General features: G+C 68.4%; 10 protein-coding genes and 3 pseudogenes. 9 read left to right on the forward strand and 4 right to left on the reverse strand.

What is annotated here, in order from left to right; all coding sequences use genetic code 11:
- Positions 1-110 precede the first annotated feature (110 nt).
- Positions 111-458 (forward strand): annotated as a pseudogene (locus ACWDVG_RS05940) (transposase); the annotation flags it as partial.
- Here the strand turns inward: ACWDVG_RS05940 and ACWDVG_RS05945 are convergent.
- Together ACWDVG_RS05945 and ACWDVG_RS05950 are read right to left on the reverse strand one after the other, a co-directional pair.
- Positions 388-1,005 carry an Imm21 family immunity protein gene (locus ACWDVG_RS05945; protein ID WP_451696617.1) on the reverse strand — a complete coding sequence of 206 codons (618 nt, stop codon included), beginning with the start codon at positions 1,003-1,005 and terminating at the stop codon, positions 388-390. The pseudogene ACWDVG_RS05940 and the gene ACWDVG_RS05945 sit on opposite strands and share 71 nt — an antisense overlap.
- Positions 1,006-1,390: 385 nt before the next feature.
- The gene (locus tag ACWDVG_RS05950) at positions 1,391-3,307 is read right to left on the reverse strand and encodes a hypothetical protein (RefSeq protein ID WP_451696593.1); all 1,917 of its coding nucleotides are present in this window, start codon (positions 3,305-3,307) and stop codon (positions 1,391-1,393) included.
- Between the two features lie 42 nt (positions 3,308-3,349).
- Between ACWDVG_RS05950 and ACWDVG_RS05955 the strand changes: the two genes are divergently transcribed.
- On the forward strand, positions 3,350-3,481 hold the full coding sequence (locus ACWDVG_RS05955) for a hypothetical protein (RefSeq protein WP_451696595.1): 132 nt from the start codon (positions 3,350-3,352) through the stop codon (positions 3,479-3,481).
- Between the two features lie 834 nt (positions 3,482-4,315).
- Here ACWDVG_RS05955 and ACWDVG_RS05960 read toward each other — a convergent pair.
- Positions 4,316-4,582, reverse strand: a complete 267-nt coding sequence (locus ACWDVG_RS05960; protein WP_451696597.1) for a hypothetical protein — start codon at positions 4,580-4,582, stop codon at positions 4,316-4,318.
- An 850-nt stretch (positions 4,583-5,432) separates the two neighbouring features.
- Here ACWDVG_RS05960 and ACWDVG_RS05965 point away from each other — a divergent pair.
- From ACWDVG_RS05965 to ACWDVG_RS05985, 5 genes and pseudogenes are all read left to right on the forward strand, one after another.
- Entirely contained in the window at positions 5,433-6,899 is a 1,467-nt protein-coding gene (locus ACWDVG_RS05965; protein WP_451696599.1) for a replication-relaxation family protein, read from the forward strand.
- A 590-nt stretch (positions 6,900-7,489) separates the two neighbouring features.
- A complete protein-coding gene (locus tag ACWDVG_RS05970; RefSeq protein WP_451696601.1) occupies positions 7,490-11,119 on the forward strand; it encodes an NACHT domain-containing protein in 3,630 nt (1,209 codons plus the stop codon).
- Between the two features lie 381 nt (positions 11,120-11,500).
- Complete coding sequence (locus ACWDVG_RS05975) at positions 11,501-11,923, forward strand: hypothetical protein (RefSeq protein ID WP_451696603.1); 423 nt, start codon at positions 11,501-11,503, stop codon at positions 11,921-11,923.
- A pseudogene (locus tag ACWDVG_RS05980) lies at positions 11,910-12,316 on the forward strand (IS5 family transposase); the annotation flags it as partial. The gene ACWDVG_RS05975 and the pseudogene ACWDVG_RS05980, both read left to right, overlap by 14 nt.
- Positions 12,317-12,439: 123 nt before the next feature.
- Positions 12,440-12,832, forward strand: a complete 393-nt coding sequence (locus tag ACWDVG_RS05985) for a hypothetical protein (RefSeq protein WP_225804299.1) — start codon at positions 12,440-12,442, stop codon at positions 12,830-12,832.
- Here the strand turns inward: ACWDVG_RS05985 and ACWDVG_RS05990 are convergent.
- Positions 12,829-14,064, reverse strand: a complete 1,236-nt coding sequence (locus tag ACWDVG_RS05990; protein WP_451696604.1) for an IS110 family transposase — start codon at positions 14,062-14,064, stop codon at positions 12,829-12,831. The two genes, ACWDVG_RS05985 and ACWDVG_RS05990, sit on opposite strands and share 4 nt — an antisense overlap.
- A 410-nt stretch (positions 14,065-14,474) precedes the next feature.
- Between ACWDVG_RS05990 and ACWDVG_RS05995 the strand changes: the two are divergent.
- Positions 14,475-14,915, forward strand: a pseudogene (locus ACWDVG_RS05995) (IS5 family transposase); the annotation flags it as partial.
- 303 nt (positions 14,916-15,218) lie between these two features.
- Positions 15,219-15,608, forward strand: a complete 390-nt coding sequence (locus tag ACWDVG_RS06000) for a hypothetical protein (protein ID WP_451696606.1) — start codon at positions 15,219-15,221, stop codon at positions 15,606-15,608.
- Positions 15,609-15,766 lie beyond the last annotated feature (158 nt).

Consider the following 15,766-nt stretch of genomic DNA (forward strand, 5'->3'; position numbering starts at 1 on the left):
CCGGCAGGGCAAGGTGCGAGGTGGAACCAGTCCTGGAAAGGAAGCAGCTTCCCGCCTCGCATGGTGCCTCTTGCGCTTACGCGCTCGGAGCCACCAGTGACCTATGAGAACTACCGGTCGTGGTCGGCCGGCCACTGCCGGGCAATCGCAACGACTGCAAGGCATGGGAGCTACCCGGGGCGAAGGACGCCGTTGGGAAGGCCACAGTGATCGCCGACAGAGGCTATCGCGGTACCGGGCTCGTCATCCCGCACCGCCGCGACCCTGGGCAGAGCGAACTGCCCGCTTGGAAGGAAGAGCACAACGCCTCTCACCGCAAAGTCCACGCTCGGGTCGAGCATGCCTTTGCCCGGATGAAGACCTGGAAGATCCTGCGCGACTGCCGTCTCAAGGGCGATGGCGTGTACCACGCGATGCTCGGCATCGCCCATCTGTACAACCTTGCGCGCCGCGACTGACCGCACCCGACCGAAACACGGCCCGTTCAGGATTCGGCAGGAGTCGGACCAGGCCGACCCAGTTCTCCTCGCCCACCCAGGTCTGCGTCGCGCGGACCATCCAGCGGCCGGCCGGCAGCGGGACTGGTGCCTCGGCGGGCATCCCGCCGTCGGGGTACTCGACGCCCAAGTCGGAACCCGCTTCGGCGGAGTCCATGAGAACCGCCGGACCGTCCGAGACCCAGGTGCCGCACTCCTCCCACACCGTGGCCGGGTCTGCAAGGACAGCATCTGCCGCGGCTCTCAGTCCGGCCTCGGATTCTGCGGCAAGCCACCGCAGGAATGCTCGGTGCTCGGGGAGATAGCAGCTGATCGCTGGCTCGTCCGCCAGCACCAGCGCCTGCACACCGTTCTCGTCGAGGGGGATCACACCGGCCAGATCGTCCACCGCGCAGGCCCGGTCGTAGTCGTCCGGCGCCGTGGCGTCTCCCGCCATGAGACCACTCTCCGTGCATCCGCCCCAGGAAGCCAGGGCGGAGACGGGGACGACGATCAGAGGACCGCCCATCGACTCTACCCAGACAGGAGAGGGGTGGGAGGCATCGTCTGCGGTGGATGAAGAGGTGATCACGCAGTCAGTGTGCCCTCGCCCACTGACACCGCCACCACACCCTCGCAGCAGTTACGGGACAGCCCTTAGCAGGCACGGGTGACCACCTTCCCCGCCGTTCCCCCGGCGCCGGTCCCGATGCGCCGATCCGCGCGGCAGAGGCATATCTGACCCCCGCCTGAAGGTGTCGGCGGATGTAGAGGGGAGGGAAACGGAACCTCAGCCGGCTGCACGCCCAGTGTGGGCGGCCGCCGCTGCTCTGTCCGTCGACAGCTGCGTCCAAGTGCCCGGGGATGCGGCCCGCGCGCGGCAGGGTACGGACCGAGCGAGAGCTGCGGCCCGGTCACAGGAGGAGCAGCACCGCCACACCCCACAGCGCCGACAGCGCCACGAGTGGCGGTCCGACCGGCATGCCCTGCCGTCCCGCCGGTGCCTCTTCCAGCGGCCGTAGTTCCGGGTGGAGCAGCAGAGCCCCCAGTTCCCCGGCGGTGCGCACCGCATGCGGCTCGTGGCCCAGGCGGTGCTCCAGCCATGCCCAGCCGGTGGGGGACAGCTCGACGGAGGAGTCCTTGGCCCGGCCGACCCGGATGCCGTCGTCGGAGTGGTGCGCGGACGTGATCACGTTCCACGGGACCCGCCTTACGCGCCAGGCCCCGGTCACCCACAGCCCGTCACGGTCGGCGGTGATTCGCCAGGTGAGCGCCGTCGCCACGGCCGTCACCAGCCAGGGCAGACCCACGGCGAGCCACAGCCAGTGCCACGACGGTCCGTCCTCGAGCGCGGCCCAGATGCCGCCGCCCTGTACCAGCAGCAGGCCGAGACCCACGGCGCGCGAGAAGCCGTGAGCCGTCCACGTGCGGGGGCCCGCCGAGGGCGTCATGCCGACGGCGATCCCGTCGCGGGGTCTCTGTGGGGTCTCCCGCTCGCGGCGCAGCTGCCCGCGCTCCATCAAGCGCGGGCCGGCCGGCTTCACCGCGGTGACACTGCACTGCACCGACACCTCGACGTCGTCGTCTTCGTCGTCGAACGCGACGAAGGCGACTTCGGCGCCGGCGTAGGGGGCGCCGTACAGAACGGCCTCCCGCAGCGGCGGGGGAGAATCCTCGCCCTTGAGGATCTTCGTGAGCTTGTCGAGTTCGACGACGGCTGCGTCGTCGCGGTCCTCGTCGCCTCTCTCGTCGCCGCTCTCGTCGTTGTCGTCTTCTTCCTCCTCGAAGGCGTACAGCGAATGGAAGTGCAGGACCGGCCGAAGGCCCTCCCGGTCGTCGGCCGAGAACACCCAGGTGCGGCCGTCGTCGTGATCCTCGCGCACCAGCACGCGCAGCACCGGCAGCGGTTCGCGCCGCAGCCGCCGCGCACGCGTCCGTCCGTCCACGCCGTTGGCGAGGAACGCCAGCCCCGCGACGGAGCCGGCCACCGCCATCAGCTCCCAGCCGACGGCGTCGTACGGCTCCGCGACCAGCGCCGCCCAGTCGCCGTCCACGACGACATCGACCCGGCTGCCCACGGGGAAGTCCTCGGGGTAGGCCGTCTCGAAGCGATGGGTACGCCCGCCGGCCTCCACGGTGAGGACGTCGATGTCGTCGTCCCGCCCCAGGGCCGTGACCCGTCCGGACAGGTACGTGGCTCCCGCGGCCCGTTCCTCGTACGCGTCGGCGACCTGCTGCACCTGCCAGCAGCCGAACCCGGCGACGCCCAGCAGCAGGGCGGCCAGAACGAAGGAAAGCTGGCCCCGGCGGAACGTCCGCGCGGCGGCGGGCAGCGGTTGTGCGACCGGCCCGGCCGCCTCCAGGGCCCGCGCCCGCTGCCGTCCGGCGGCGGCCAGTCGGTGGATGAGCCCTGCGGTGGTGAACGCGGCGGCCATCAGGAACGCGAGCGCGGACGGTTCGCCGAGCGCCGACGTGAAGCCGCCCTCCACGGCGAACCCCGTCAGCGTGGCCGCAAGCCCCGCGAGCGCGAGCCGCGGCTGCCGCCACACCCAATACAGGGTCAGCAGCAACACGACGGCTATCCCGAGGCCCAGCCAGTCGGTGCCGCACGGGGCGGCGGACGTGCAGGGGGCGACGGGAGCCTCCACGATGTCCCACACCAGCGAGGCGACCAGCGCCAGCAGCGCCCAGAGAGGGTGTGCCCACCGGGCGGGCGCGGCGGCGAGCCAACGCTCGGCGTTCGGAGTCCGCCACTCGGCGGTGCCGGGCGGTATGTGTTCTGCGGGCAACGGCACGGGAGGTCTGTTCACTCGCGCATTATGACCACGCATGACGTACCGGACCGCTAGCGGGACGTCCCGGGGGCGCGACCGATGCGCGGCGACACGGTCCAGCTCACCGCCGGCACCGTCACAGCGACCGTCACCGGGACGATCACCTCACGGAGCGTTCTGCACAACGGCCGCGGATTCGTCGAGTTGCTCCTGTCCGACGGCGACCCGTAACAGCGTCGCGACCTGAATCGGGCCACGCTGTCTCTCGACGACCTGCCGTGGGTGAAGTGGCGCGGGGCCGCGCCCACCAGTGGTATGCGACGTGAGCAGCGGTTTGTGATCCCCGACCGTTCTGGGGCTGGGTATCCGGGCGTGAAATGCTGTGATCATGCCTGGCCATTGGACTGGATCGGTCTTCCTGAGTGTGCTTGCCGTCGCCGCGGTCGTTGCGGCGGCGCGGGATGCCTGGCGAAGAGCCTGGCGTGAGGTGGTCTGCTGGGCCACGGCCGCAGCGGGCATGAGCTGTCTCCTGGCTCAGAACGCAGGTGTGATCGACTGGGTCCTGCCGGGCGTGCTCTTGATGGGCGCTTTTATGGCACAAAGGCTGCTGCTGTGGCGGACGGATCGCATGGCCTGACCCCCGGCTGACCCGCTCCGGGCAGTCGAAGACTTCGGCTCACTCGGGCGTGTGGCGTACGGTTCGGCGGTTTTGATCAAATCGGAGCCGAGTGGGGCGCCGGCCACTGAGTGGACCCGATGGCGCGCACCCGGTGCGGCGGTGCGCACCGACGACGCCCCGCCCCCACTCCACCGAGTGGAGCCCACCGAGTGGAGCCCACCGGGTGGAGCGCACCGTAGGGCCGCTCCACCCGGGCCCAATCCACCGCACCGACTCCACTCGGTGGGCATCACTCCCTCGCGCCGGCCGCACCGGTGCGAGCACCGCCCACCGAGTGGAGCGCACCGGATGGACGGTGGTGCGCATCGTTGTGCGCACGGGATGAGCTCGGTGCGCACCGACCGCACCGGTGCGCACCGACCCGGTGCGGTGGTGCGGTGGTGCGGTCAGCGGTGTGCACCCGGTGCGGAGTGCACCGCGTGCGCCAGCGCCAGGTGCTCGCCGCGCATCACTTCCAGGGTGGCGCAGGTGTCTCCGTGGTCGTCGAGGTCGGGGATGACGTTCTCGACGAAGCGGATGATGCTGCGGGCGATGCCGCGCACCGCGGTGGTGGCGGAGTCGCGCGCCCAGTCCCGCAGCGCGGACAGCAGCACGCACCCGACCTCGTCCAGCACGAAGGAGTCCGCACACAGGTTGGCAGCCTCTCCGTCCACGGCCGTGACGGGCCAGATGATGTCCTCGGCAAGCCGCAGCAGGACGAACGCCAGCCCGGGTCCGCTTCCGCCCGCCCGGCGACAGCGGCGCCGCCACCCATCTGCAGCGCCAGGAGGTAGTCGAAGCCCCGCTCCACCTGCTCGGGCGTCAGCGGCGCGGGTCGGGATCAGGTACGGCATGAAGCGCTCCTCACGATGACCGCCGCGCGACTCACGGCGTCGTCTTCGTAGGGTCGGCGCGCGGCCCTGTGGACAGAGGCCAGAGAGATCTCCCCCCTGAGCCGAAACCGGCGAATCAAATCTGCAAGGGCCAAACCGGGCCCCCTTGTCCAGGGTGGTCGGGCCGACCACGAACCCGTCCGCACCCCCCTTGTCCACCTCTGCTACCGCCCCGCCCACCCTCGTGTTTCTCCTTGACCTGGCCACGGTTAGACCGCGGACAAGGGGGTCGGCTGCATGCTGCTCCCTCGAGGTCCTGCCCACCAGGGCGGACCGGAAGCGAAGGAGCCACCGCGATGACCACGCACCGACCCCGGGCAGGCGCCCGGCTTGCCCGCCCCGACCAGCGCCGGGCAAGCCGTCCTGGCCTCCTGCGGTGCGCATTTGGGAGGCCACTGTGGAACCCACTTTGGTGCCCGGCATCAAGCCAGATGAAGAAAGCCCAGGCCACCACGCAGATTCGGGCGCGCGCCGCGCTGTCACAACCCTCCTCTCTCCTCCTGAACTTCTCTGTGATGTCCGTGGAGGAGGAGATCATCGGGTCCGGGAGCCGGATGCCCCTGGCGGCCGGGCACGGCCGGCGCTCGGCAGACGGCCGCGCGCGCCAGACGACGTAGAGGGAGCGCAGCTGATGACGGTCAAGCGTGAGGAGAACCCGGCGGGGTCGTCGAACAACCTGCGCGGCGACGTGCTGCGCGTGCTCGGAGTGCTGAAGGTCGCCACCGTCGAACAGATCCAGCAGATCTCAGCCCCGCACCTGAGCTACCGGCATACCGACAAGCCGACCCCGTCGAAGCGCAAGCAGGCTCGCACCGCCGCGCACACCGGGGCATTGTCCGATCTGCGCAAGCACGGCCTGGCGGAGAACGGCGGGCAGCTCCCGGGCGGGGACAGGCTGCGCAACCTCACCCCGATGGGTCTGAAGGCCGCGGCTCGTGAGCTGGGGCGGCCGGTGGGGGAGATGGGCGACACGGCCCGCGGCGCCGGCCGCACGGGCGCCTCGCACCTGATGACGGTCAACGAGGCCGTGCTCGCCCTGCTGCGCCCGAAGCCGGACCTCGCCGAGCTCGTAAGCGAGCCGGCCGACGTCCGCGCCGCCGCGCAGGCCGTCGTCGACGCGCCTGCCGGGCTGGGCACCATCGCCTCCTACGCGACCGAGGTGGCGCTGCCTGCGGCCGGCACCTGGTCCAACCCGGGCAAGGGCGGCGCCCAGGCGGACATCGTCATCACCGCGTCCGAGGACGGGGTGCCGCTGCTGTTCGTAGAGATCGACAACTGCTTCGAGTCCGCGCAGGTCCTCGCCGCGAAGATCGACAAGTACATGCGGTTCTGTCAGCGGAAGGTGAAGGACGTCGACGGCCGTGAGCGGCCGATGTGGCGCAGCCGCTGGTGGGTGCCCGACGGCCGCCGCGGCGACCAGCCGCACCCGCCGCTGCTGCTCGTCTTCAACCGGATCGGCCCGCGCAACCCCAACACCGTCGTCGCGCAGCTGGCCGAGCTGACCGAGCGGCACTGGAAGGGCACCTGGTACGAGGGCGGCTTCCACATGTACGACGGCAAGCTGCCCATCGTCGTCACCGGCATGAAGCAGCTGAAGGAGCGCGGCCCGGCCGGAGCGGTCTTCCGGCGCTTCGGCCGGCCGCACAACCAGACGCTCCTCGAGGCGATCGGCAACCCGCGCCGCGAAGCCCATGACGCCCGCCAGCAGGCCGAGCGCCGCCTGTCAGCGCGAGCACCAAGAGGAGCTGCGCCGCATCGCCGCACAGCACAAAGCCGAGCGGGAGGCCCGCCGTCCGGTGTGTGCCGACTGCGGCACCCGGTTCACCGACGAACGGTGGAAGGCCGTCGAGCTCGCCGGGTGGAGCGCCCCGCGCGCGACCCACCCGCACCTGTGCTTCGACTGCAGGCAGCGCGCCCACGCCGCCGAACGGCAAGCCGCGCAGGCCGTGCCCGAGCCCCAGGGGCACGACCAGGCCGTGCCCGAGCAGAAGGCCGGCGGAACCTGGCTCTCCCGCTTCCGCGGCTGACATCCGGACGGAGACCACGGCCGGGCAGGACGTCCTGCCCGGCCGTGGCGGCGATGGCGCCCTGGTGGTGACCGGCTCCCCATCCCCTGACCGGCCCGTGTGGTGAGTACCGCCGACGGCACTCACCACACCGGTCTCCGCTTACCACCGGCCTTACCAAGCCGCCGCCTGCACCGCTGTGACCTGCAAGGGTCATCACTTGGGTCACTCCTCCGCCCCGCCCGCCGACCGGGACGCTCCTCGCCCCCAGGAGAGGTCTTCCTCCTCCTCGCGGCGGGCGAGGTGGAGGCGCGGCGACGCGGGACGGTGACCCGGTCGCCGAAGGGCTCCGACGCTCTGCCAGGGCGGGGGAGGCGTGCGGGGCGAGCACGGCATCCCGCCGCCCTCTCGGCCCTACGCCCCGCCGCACCCGGGTAGGGTCGGGCACAGCCCGCGCCGATATGGCGTGCGCGGGCGAGGCCCGGTGCCCAGCGCGCTCTGGGAGCAGTACCACCGGGCCGCCCCTCCTCTTCCGCTCCGCCTGTATGTACGGGTTGCCTGCACGAGTCGGACAGGGTGCGGCTGGTGAGTTCGGCCGTGACCTGCTGGTCTCTGCACCGAGACACGGGGCAACGCTTAGGGTGGATGTGCTGATCGGAGCCGTATAACAAGGGCGGGGCGTATGAGTGGGGCAGTGCAGGCTGACGGACGCTACCTATACGAACGGCTCAACGAGAAGACGTTCCAGCAGCTGTGCAACGCGCTGCTGGCGCACAGCTTCCCCGAGACACGCTGTTACCCGGTCGGGCACTCCGACGGGGGGCGTGATGCCACACGCGAGGTAGACGGAAAGCTGGTCGTCTACCAGGTGAAGTGGACCAGCAAGGCACAGCAAAAGCCGGCGACCTGGCTGAACGAAGCGATCGCAGGCGAAGCCGACAATATCCGTCGGCTTGTCAGGGAAGGCGCTGAGGCCTACTACCTGTTGACGTCGGTCACCGGGACGGCCGTGCCGAAGCGCGGATCGATGGACAAGCTGGACGAGCACCTCGCCAAGCATGTAGAAGATTTCGGTATTCCCATCCACATCTGGTGGCGCGCTGACATCGACGCGCGCGTGGATGCGGCGCCCGACGCGCTCAAGTGGGCCTACTCCGACATGCTGGCGGGTCATGATCTGGTCCGCTACCTCATCCATGGCGCGGAAGCGCAGGCGCACGACCACGCGCTTCGTAAGCTCGCCATGAACGTGATCGCAACGCAGTGGGAGGACGACGCGAAGGTTAAGTTCAAGCAAGTAGAACTTACCTCCCACCGCCTGGAAGACCTCTTCATTGACGTTGAAGCCGTCCGGGTGGCAGTGCCTAACAACATCGTGGGCCGTACGTCCGTGCTGCCCGACAGCGCACACCTGGGTGGGGCCGCAAGCTACCTGATGAGTACACGGCAGCCCTTTACTCTCATCAGAGGCGAGCCCGGGCAAGGCAAGTCCACCCTTGGCCAGTACGTGTGTCAGCTCCACCGTGCCGCTTACCTTGGAGAACCAATTCCGGTCGACGCCCCCGCAGCCGATGAGTCAGCCAGGGATCCACGTCTGCCCCTGCGGGTGGATCTGCACGACTACGCAGCCTGGCTCGCGGGGATCGACCCTTTTGACGCTGCCGTACAAAAGCCTCGTGCAACACTGCGGCGTCAAGGGTCCGTGGAAGAATTCCTCGCCCACGTGCTCACGGCCCACAGCGGCGGCCTGCTGGCAACGGCGGTTGAGGTCGGCGGCATTCTGGAGCGACTGCCCGTACTGATCGTCCTGGATGGTTTGGACGAAGTCGCACGGGCACAGACCCGCGAGCGCGTTGTCGAGGAGATCGACCGCTTCACCGCCCGGCTCCGTACCGCCTTTGATGCGCAGGTGATCGTCACCACACGTCCCAATGTCGGCAGCCTGGCCGAGCCCACACCAGACCGTTTCGAAACGATCGCCTTGGACAGGCTCAGCGATAGTCTGCGCACCACCTATCTGTACAAATGGGTGAAAGCACGATCCGTTCCGGAGAAGGAACACCGCAACTTGGAACGCATCTTCCACCAGCGCTCAGCCGAACCTCACATCGCGCAGCTCGCCAACAACCCCATGCAGCTGACGATCCTGCTCTCCCTGATGTACAAGCGCGACAATTCGGTCCCCGCCAACCGAACCGACCTGTACACCTCCTACATGGAAACGTTCCTCGACCGGGAAGCCGCGAAAACCCCAGCGGTGAACGAGCACCGCACCGATCTTGAGGAAGTGACTTCCTTCCTTGGGTGGCGGTTGCAGGCCGATGCGGAGAAGGAAAGCAGCAACGGCCAGCTGCCCATCCGAGAGCTGAAGCGCCTGATCCTGAACTACCTCTACAGCGTGGAGAAGAACGTTGCCCTCGTCGACGACCTTTTCACCGGTGTCACCGACCGTGTATGGGCACTGACGAGCAAGGCGCAAGGAACCTTCGAGTTCGATGTCCAGCCTCTGCGCGAGTACTTCGCGGCGCGCTACATGTATGAGTTTGCCGGCGCCGACGATCGCACCTTCGATCGCTCCGAGATCCTGCGTCACCTCGTTCGCCGTAGCTACTGGCTGAACACCAGCCGGTTCTTCGCCGGCTTCGCCCGGCCCAACGAGCTCGCCGGCCTGGTGGAAGCCTTGGAAGAAGAACGCGACGAAGGCGCCCGGCCGAGACAGCTGCGGCTATCCGCCTGGGTGCTCCTGGCCGACGGGGTCTTCAGCGGCCGATCCAAGACTCAAAACCGGGCCGCTGACATGTTCCTAGACGACCTCAGCGTCCGCTTCATCCACAAGGCATTGACGCAACAGGACGATCTTCCCGTCCCCACGCTCGACCGCGGCGCGAAGTATCTGGCTGACAAGCTCCTCGGCCTCGTCAGCAAGGATCCCGCCTCGCGAGCCACCCCGGAGCGGCTGGACCTTGCCGCCTATCTCCTTGACGACGCAGATGCCTTCGACGAGTGGTGGCATCCCCACATGCAGCGCGCCGCCGGGAGTGATTACGAGACCGAATGGCTGCGAATAGGCGCTGCCTTCCACAGCGCCAGCCGGCTCACACCACAAGAGCACACCACTCTTGCCCTTGCCGATGACACCGCGGCTGCTGCGGCCCTGAACGCCGGACTGGCACCCACTCCAGGGTCCCGACTGGAAGGTCGCATGATCCAGGCCGTGCTTAATGGGTACGCAAGCGAGCTGCCGTGCTCCGCTGCCACCTTCGCCGCAAGCTTGATGCGGATACTCCGGCCACAGAACTTCCTTAAGATGGCGGACAGTACTGCTGACCATAACCTTGAGGTGATCGGTCACCTGGTCCAGGACGCTGACTCGCAGCAACGCCAAAGGGGATTCAAGCGTCTCAAAGACCGCGATCCGCGCTTCGCTGACCTGCAGACCGCATCGATATTCCGCAAAGGTCAGAGTCGCACCACCTCTCCCTGGAGCAACACGGCACGCGTCCTCACCTCCCTCCTCGGCCCCTCATGGCTGGCGGCAGAAATCACGGTGATCGGCGCAGCAGCAACGAACTACATCACAGGCGGAGATCTCACCCCCGGCTCGCAACCACTGGGACCGACCCTTGACCACGGCCGTCTCCTGGCCGAACTGCGGCGCAACCGCACCGACGCCTCTTGGTGGAGCGAACAGCACGGCGCCTACCCCGACCCGCTCTCACGTGCAACATGGCTGCTCGGCCTGCTCGCGGTCGCGGAAGAACACGTGGTCAACCAGCACCTGCCGCTTATGAACACGACCCTCAACGCTCTGCCCGAAGACATGCGACAGATTCTGCTCATGAGTTCCAGTCGCCTAGGTATCACGATTGCACGGCCCTTGAGCCACGACACGCTGCTGGCGGCGGCCTCCCTCTCCCCGGCTATGGCACTCGCCATAGCCCACTACGCGTGCCAGCGCGATCGGATACGGTCTATGGCGCAGGACATTACCGGCCTCTCCACTGACACTCTGGCAGCTATGGCTCCGTTCTCCACCGCAGCCTGGCCGGTACACCTGGCGCTCATGGCGCGCATGCTTCCTGACAATCACGCCTTCGACCTCACCTTGCTCAAGACGCTCAAGGCGCTTGGTCCGAAGAGTGAAATTCCCGCTACCGGAGTCCGCTTTCCTCCAGAGGCCTCTGCTGCCATCCTCAGCTCTCCATTCGACTACCCGATGTCAGCCGTGAACGCAGCAGCCATGTTCGGTGGACGCGATGTCACGATGTATCTCGCCGATGTTGCTACTCAGGCGAGTTGGTTCCCGGCCTGACGAACGATGCCTGCTCCCCGTCCTTACAGCGAAGGATGATGAAGGCAATGGCGAAGCGCAGGAACATTCCGAAGAAGTGGCGATGCCGGTTGTGTCGGAGCGGGCCATACGTAGTCCCTTCCTGGCACCTGGAAGGGGTGAGTGATCCCAACCACGGCTACATCTGTAATCGGTGCGGCCATCTGCAGACGGCTCGTGAGATGAGAACGTTCTGGGACACTTTGACGGTGTGATGGCCGGTGTGGTGGTTGTGTGGGGGAGGCCCGGAAGGGCCTCCCTTTTCTTTTACAGGTGGTTTCTTATTCGTTTCCCGGGCGGGCTGAATTCCTCTCCTGCATTCCCTGACGCGTCATCAGGTTTGGAGGGGGTAACGGTCTGTCCGTGACGCACCCCGGAAATGTCGGAGAAGCGCACCGCGCGGCGATCACGATGATGATGACCGAGCGCGGCCTGGTCGCCCCGGCCGCCAGCGGCAGCGTCCTGGCCCAGTGGGAGGCCATCCTCGCCGCGGCCGCGCCCGAACTCGCCGGGCACGTCCAGGCAGTGAAGTTCGACGCGGACACCGGCCGCCTGGACGTCGCCCCCGACGCTCCCGTGTACGGCGCGAAGGTCCGCTGGATCGGCCCGAAGCTGATCGCGGCCACCAACGAGAAGGCGCCCGGCGCGAACGTGCGCGCCCTGCACGTCCTACCGCCCAGCGCCATCGACACCACACCGCCCCCAGCCGCCGACCGGCCCGCCCCTAGGCAGTGTCTTCAAATGATCACCGTTGGTGAATCATGGTGTCGTGATACGTCGCCATGAACTGTCCGATGCCGAGTGGGAGTTCGTCCGGCCGTTGCTGCCCGAGTCGTTGCGAGGGCGGAAGCGGCTGGACGACCGTAGGGTCCTGAACGGGATCGTGTGGAAGTTCCGGACCGGGACGGCCTGGCGGGATGTGCCTGAGCGCTATGGTCCGTGGGCCACGCTGCATACGCGTTTTCGCAGGTGGGCGGCGGATGGGACGTTCGACCGGATGCTGCGGGCCGCACAGGCGAAGGCGGACGCGGCGGGCGACATCGACTGGCTGGTGTCGGTCGACTCCACGGTCGTCCGCGCTCACCAGCACGCGGCCGGGGCCCGAAAAAGGGGCTCCGCGACCCCGCCCTCGGCCGGTCCAGAGGCGGTCTGACCAGCAAGACATCTCATGTCGCTGGAGGTCAACTCGATGGGTGCGGCGTCACGTCCAGCCCCAGCGGTCGGGGGTGATGTGCCTGGCATGTCGGAGCCACCCGATAACATCGCCGCGCGTCATGAGGTGGGACTCGGAGGGGGCCGAACATGCAGGTCGCTGGCGTTGATTTTCGGGTGAATCACCCGGTTCTAGCGCTGGGGTCGACCGACTGGCTGCCGGCGTTGGCTCTGGAGGGCGAGGCCGCGGTCGGGTGCGACACCCATGTGGCGGTCCGAGTTCAGGCTCAGGTTCGGCTCATCAAGGTCCGGCTCTTCACCGAGCCGCTCGACGAAGAGCCGGGGCCGAATCCGTCCTTCACGACTGTCTTCGAGGGGCCGATCTCGTTGGCTGACGGACGGCTGGTCATCGGTGATGTCATGGGTGTGACGCGCTTCGTGAGCCTCATCGGCGAAGGGGGCAGGCGGCGGATCCGTGTCGCTGTCGACGAGCCCGGCTGGAATGCGGCCGCAGTCGACATCTCCGTTGGCCCGCGGCTCTAGGCAGCGAGCGCAACGGGTGTAGCGAAGGCCCGTTCGGGGTCGTAGGGCATGTGGTTCTGCAGGCAGTGGTAGAGGCAGCCGAGAAGCTTGTTGAACAGGTTCCGCAGGGCGGCGGTGTGGCGTTCACCGGTGGCACGTCGGCTGTCGTAGTGCTCGCGGGGTTCGTGCGAGCGCAGGGCTGCGAAGGCCCACATGTAGCCGACGGAGGCCAGCCTCTGGTTCTTGACGGCTCGGGCGACCACGACGCGGCTGCGGCCTGAGGCCCGGGTCACCGGGGCGGCGCCGGCATACGCCTTCAAGGCCCGGGCGTCGGCGAATCGCTCCCGGTCGTCACCGACCTCGGCGATGACGCGGGCTCCGGACAGCACCGACAGGCCGGGGAAGCTGGTGATGATCTCCGAGTCGGGGTGGGAGAGGAACGCTTCCTCGGTGGCCGTCGCGAGGTCGTCGACGCTTCGGCAGGTGGCTTCGAGCTGCTGGATCAGGGCCTGGGCCTGCTTGCCCATGGCCTGCTCGACCTGCGGCAGCTGGTGCAGGCACTCCCTGCGGAAGATCTCCCGGAGCCGTTCGACCTCGGCGTCGGTCCCGCGTCGGAGCCGACCGGCGCGATTGAGCAGAGCACGCAGTTGGCTGCGGGTGAGCCGGGCTGCTGCCGCAGGGGTAGGCGCCGCGGCCAGGACCACACGAGCGTGCTTGGAATCGAGGCCCAGCGTGCCGGAACCGTGAAACGCCTGGAGAGCGGCCGGGTAGTACTCGCGCAGATGGGAGCGGAGTCTGTTGACCATCTGGGTCTTGTCCCAGACCGCGTCCTGATGTGCGCGGGCCAGGACGGCGACAGCCTGGACGAGTTCGCTGTCAGAGGGCAGCGGCCGGTGGGCGGCCATGTCGGTGCGGAGGATGTTGGCCAGGACGCGGGCGTCGGCCGCATCCGACTTGGCCCGGGCGACGCTGCCGCGGTCCCGGTAGCGGGCGGCGGCCAGCGGATTGATCGCGTAGACCTTCCGCCCGGTGGCCCGTAGGCCGGCGACCAGCAGGCCGCGCGGAGTCTCGATCGCCACCGGTATGGGCTCCTCCGGACTGTCGCCGTGGCGGGCCAGCAGCTCTAGCAAGGCGTTGAAGCCGGCGCTGTCGTCGCTGAACCTCAGCTTCGCCAGTAGGGTGCCATGCTGATCGACCAGCGCGATGTCGTGGTGGTTCTCGGCCCAGTCGATGCCGCAGAAGACCTTGCTCAACCTCGTTCTCCCGTTCCTGCGTTGTTTCGCGGTGCTGGTCGGTTCGATGCGGAGCACGCGGCGCTCTAATAGAAGTGCTCAGGGCACGCCATCTCATGAGCCGTTCGTGACTCCAGCGACCGGCAGGGACCTCGGTCTGCTGGAGAGCTCCGGGCTCGCGAACTGCTGAGAGGTCGGCCCCTGCCGGCGGGCTGGGGACATGAAAACCTGGCTGGGTGCGGTGCCATCGGGCGGGGCGCGGTCTTGCTGAAGGGATCGCGTCCCCGGATCCACCTTGGGCCTCCGCCCGACGGCGTGGTGAGGAGGAGCCGGTCTGACCCGAGGGATCACAGTCCCGGAACGGCGGCAGGCTTTACCTCACACAGCGAGCCCTTGCACTTCCATGCTCAGGCTCACCGCTGAGCTATTAGATCCACCTGGCCTGCGACGGCCTCGGCCGCCCGCTCGGCTTCGTCGTCACGGGTGGCAACACCAACGACTGCACCCGGTTCACCGCCGTGATGGAGACGATCCGGGTGCCCCGGATCGGACCCGGTCGGCCCCGGATCCGGCCCGATCACGTCCTGGGCGACAAGGGCTACAGCTCGAAAGCGATCCGCACCTGGCTTCGCCGCCGCGGCATCGCCCACACGATCCCCGAGCGGGTCGACCAGGTCCGCAACCGGGCCCGGCGAGGCAGCCGCGGAGGCCGCCCGCCGGCCTTCGACCGCGAGGTATACAAGCATCGCAACGTCGTCGAACGGTGCTTTAACCGTCTGAAGCAGTGGCGCGGCATCGCCACCCGCTACGACAAGACCGCCGAATCCTATGAGGCGGCTGTCACCCTCGCATCACTCCTGATGTGGGCGTGACATTTGACGACAGAACCTAGCGCGACCGCGGCCCCGGCCGGGCCGGTGAAGACCAGGCACCGCATCCACCGGCTACCGCCTGGCCCTCGAAGCGCACCGCGCCGCCGTCGGCCCCTCCCGCATTCCCGCCGACCCATGCGAAGCCTCCGCCGTCCAGGACGCCGCCCTCCGCCGCGTCCGCGCCGAACAGTTGCCGCATGATCACGGGAAGCGGCCTTGCCGCCGTCCGGGTCAACAGGGCCGAGTGCGCCCCCGCTCTCGTTTCCACAAGCAGACCTTCGACCACACCAGCAGGAGGAACCCGTGTCCCACCCGCAGCCGCTCACCCCCGAGGAGAAGCTCGCCGACGCGAAGGAGCAGCTGGGCCTCCCGCGTATCGTCGTGATCTGTGGTTCCACCCGCTTCATGACCGCGATGGCCGAGGCCGATGTGCGGGAGACCCACGCAGGGAAGATCGTCGTCAAGCCGGGCGTCGACATGAAGTCGCCCCACGCGCTGTGGTCCGACCCGGTCGAGGCCGAGGCGCTGAAGGTTCGGCTCGACGACCTGCACCGGGCGAAGATCCGGCTCGCCGATGAGGTGCTCGTAGTCGGAGACTACGTCGGCGACAGCACCCGGGCCGAGGTCACCTACGCCCGGTCGCTGGGCAAGCCCGTGCGGTTCACGCACCCCGAAGTCGACCCCGGCGCCTGACCACCAGAGACGGCTTGACGGGGTGGGGGACATGGGGCTCTTCCGGGCGTCAACCCAGCCCAGGCAGCGTCGCCCGTTCTGGTGGTCTGCGGCCCGGGGGGGGGGGGGGGGTGCGGGGCCGGGGCCCACACCCCCCCATGGACGATCATAACAACGAG

This window comes from Streptomyces sp. NPDC003327 (assembly GCF_053589515.1).

Coding starts and splice junctions, on each gene's coding strand:
- ACWDVG_RS05985 (WP_225804299.1), top strand. CDS start 12,440: ATGCAGGTCGCTGGCGTTGATTTTCGGGTGAATCACCCGGTTCTAGCG.
- ACWDVG_RS05970 (WP_451696601.1), top strand. CDS start 7,490: ATGAGTGGGGCAGTGCAGGCTGACGGACGCTACCTATACGAACGGCTC.
- ACWDVG_RS05955 (WP_451696595.1), top strand. CDS start 3,350: ATGCGCGGCGACACGGTCCAGCTCACCGCCGGCACCGTCACAGCGACC.
- ACWDVG_RS05945 (WP_451696617.1), bottom strand. CDS start 1,005: ATGGGCGGTCCTCTGATCGTCGTCCCCGTCTCCGCCCTGGCTTCCTGG.
- ACWDVG_RS05950 (WP_451696593.1), bottom strand. CDS start 3,307: ATGCGTGGTCATAATGCGCGAGTGAACAGACCTCCCGTGCCGTTGCCC.
- ACWDVG_RS05965 (WP_451696599.1), top strand. CDS start 5,433: ATGACGGTCAAGCGTGAGGAGAACCCGGCGGGGTCGTCGAACAACCTG.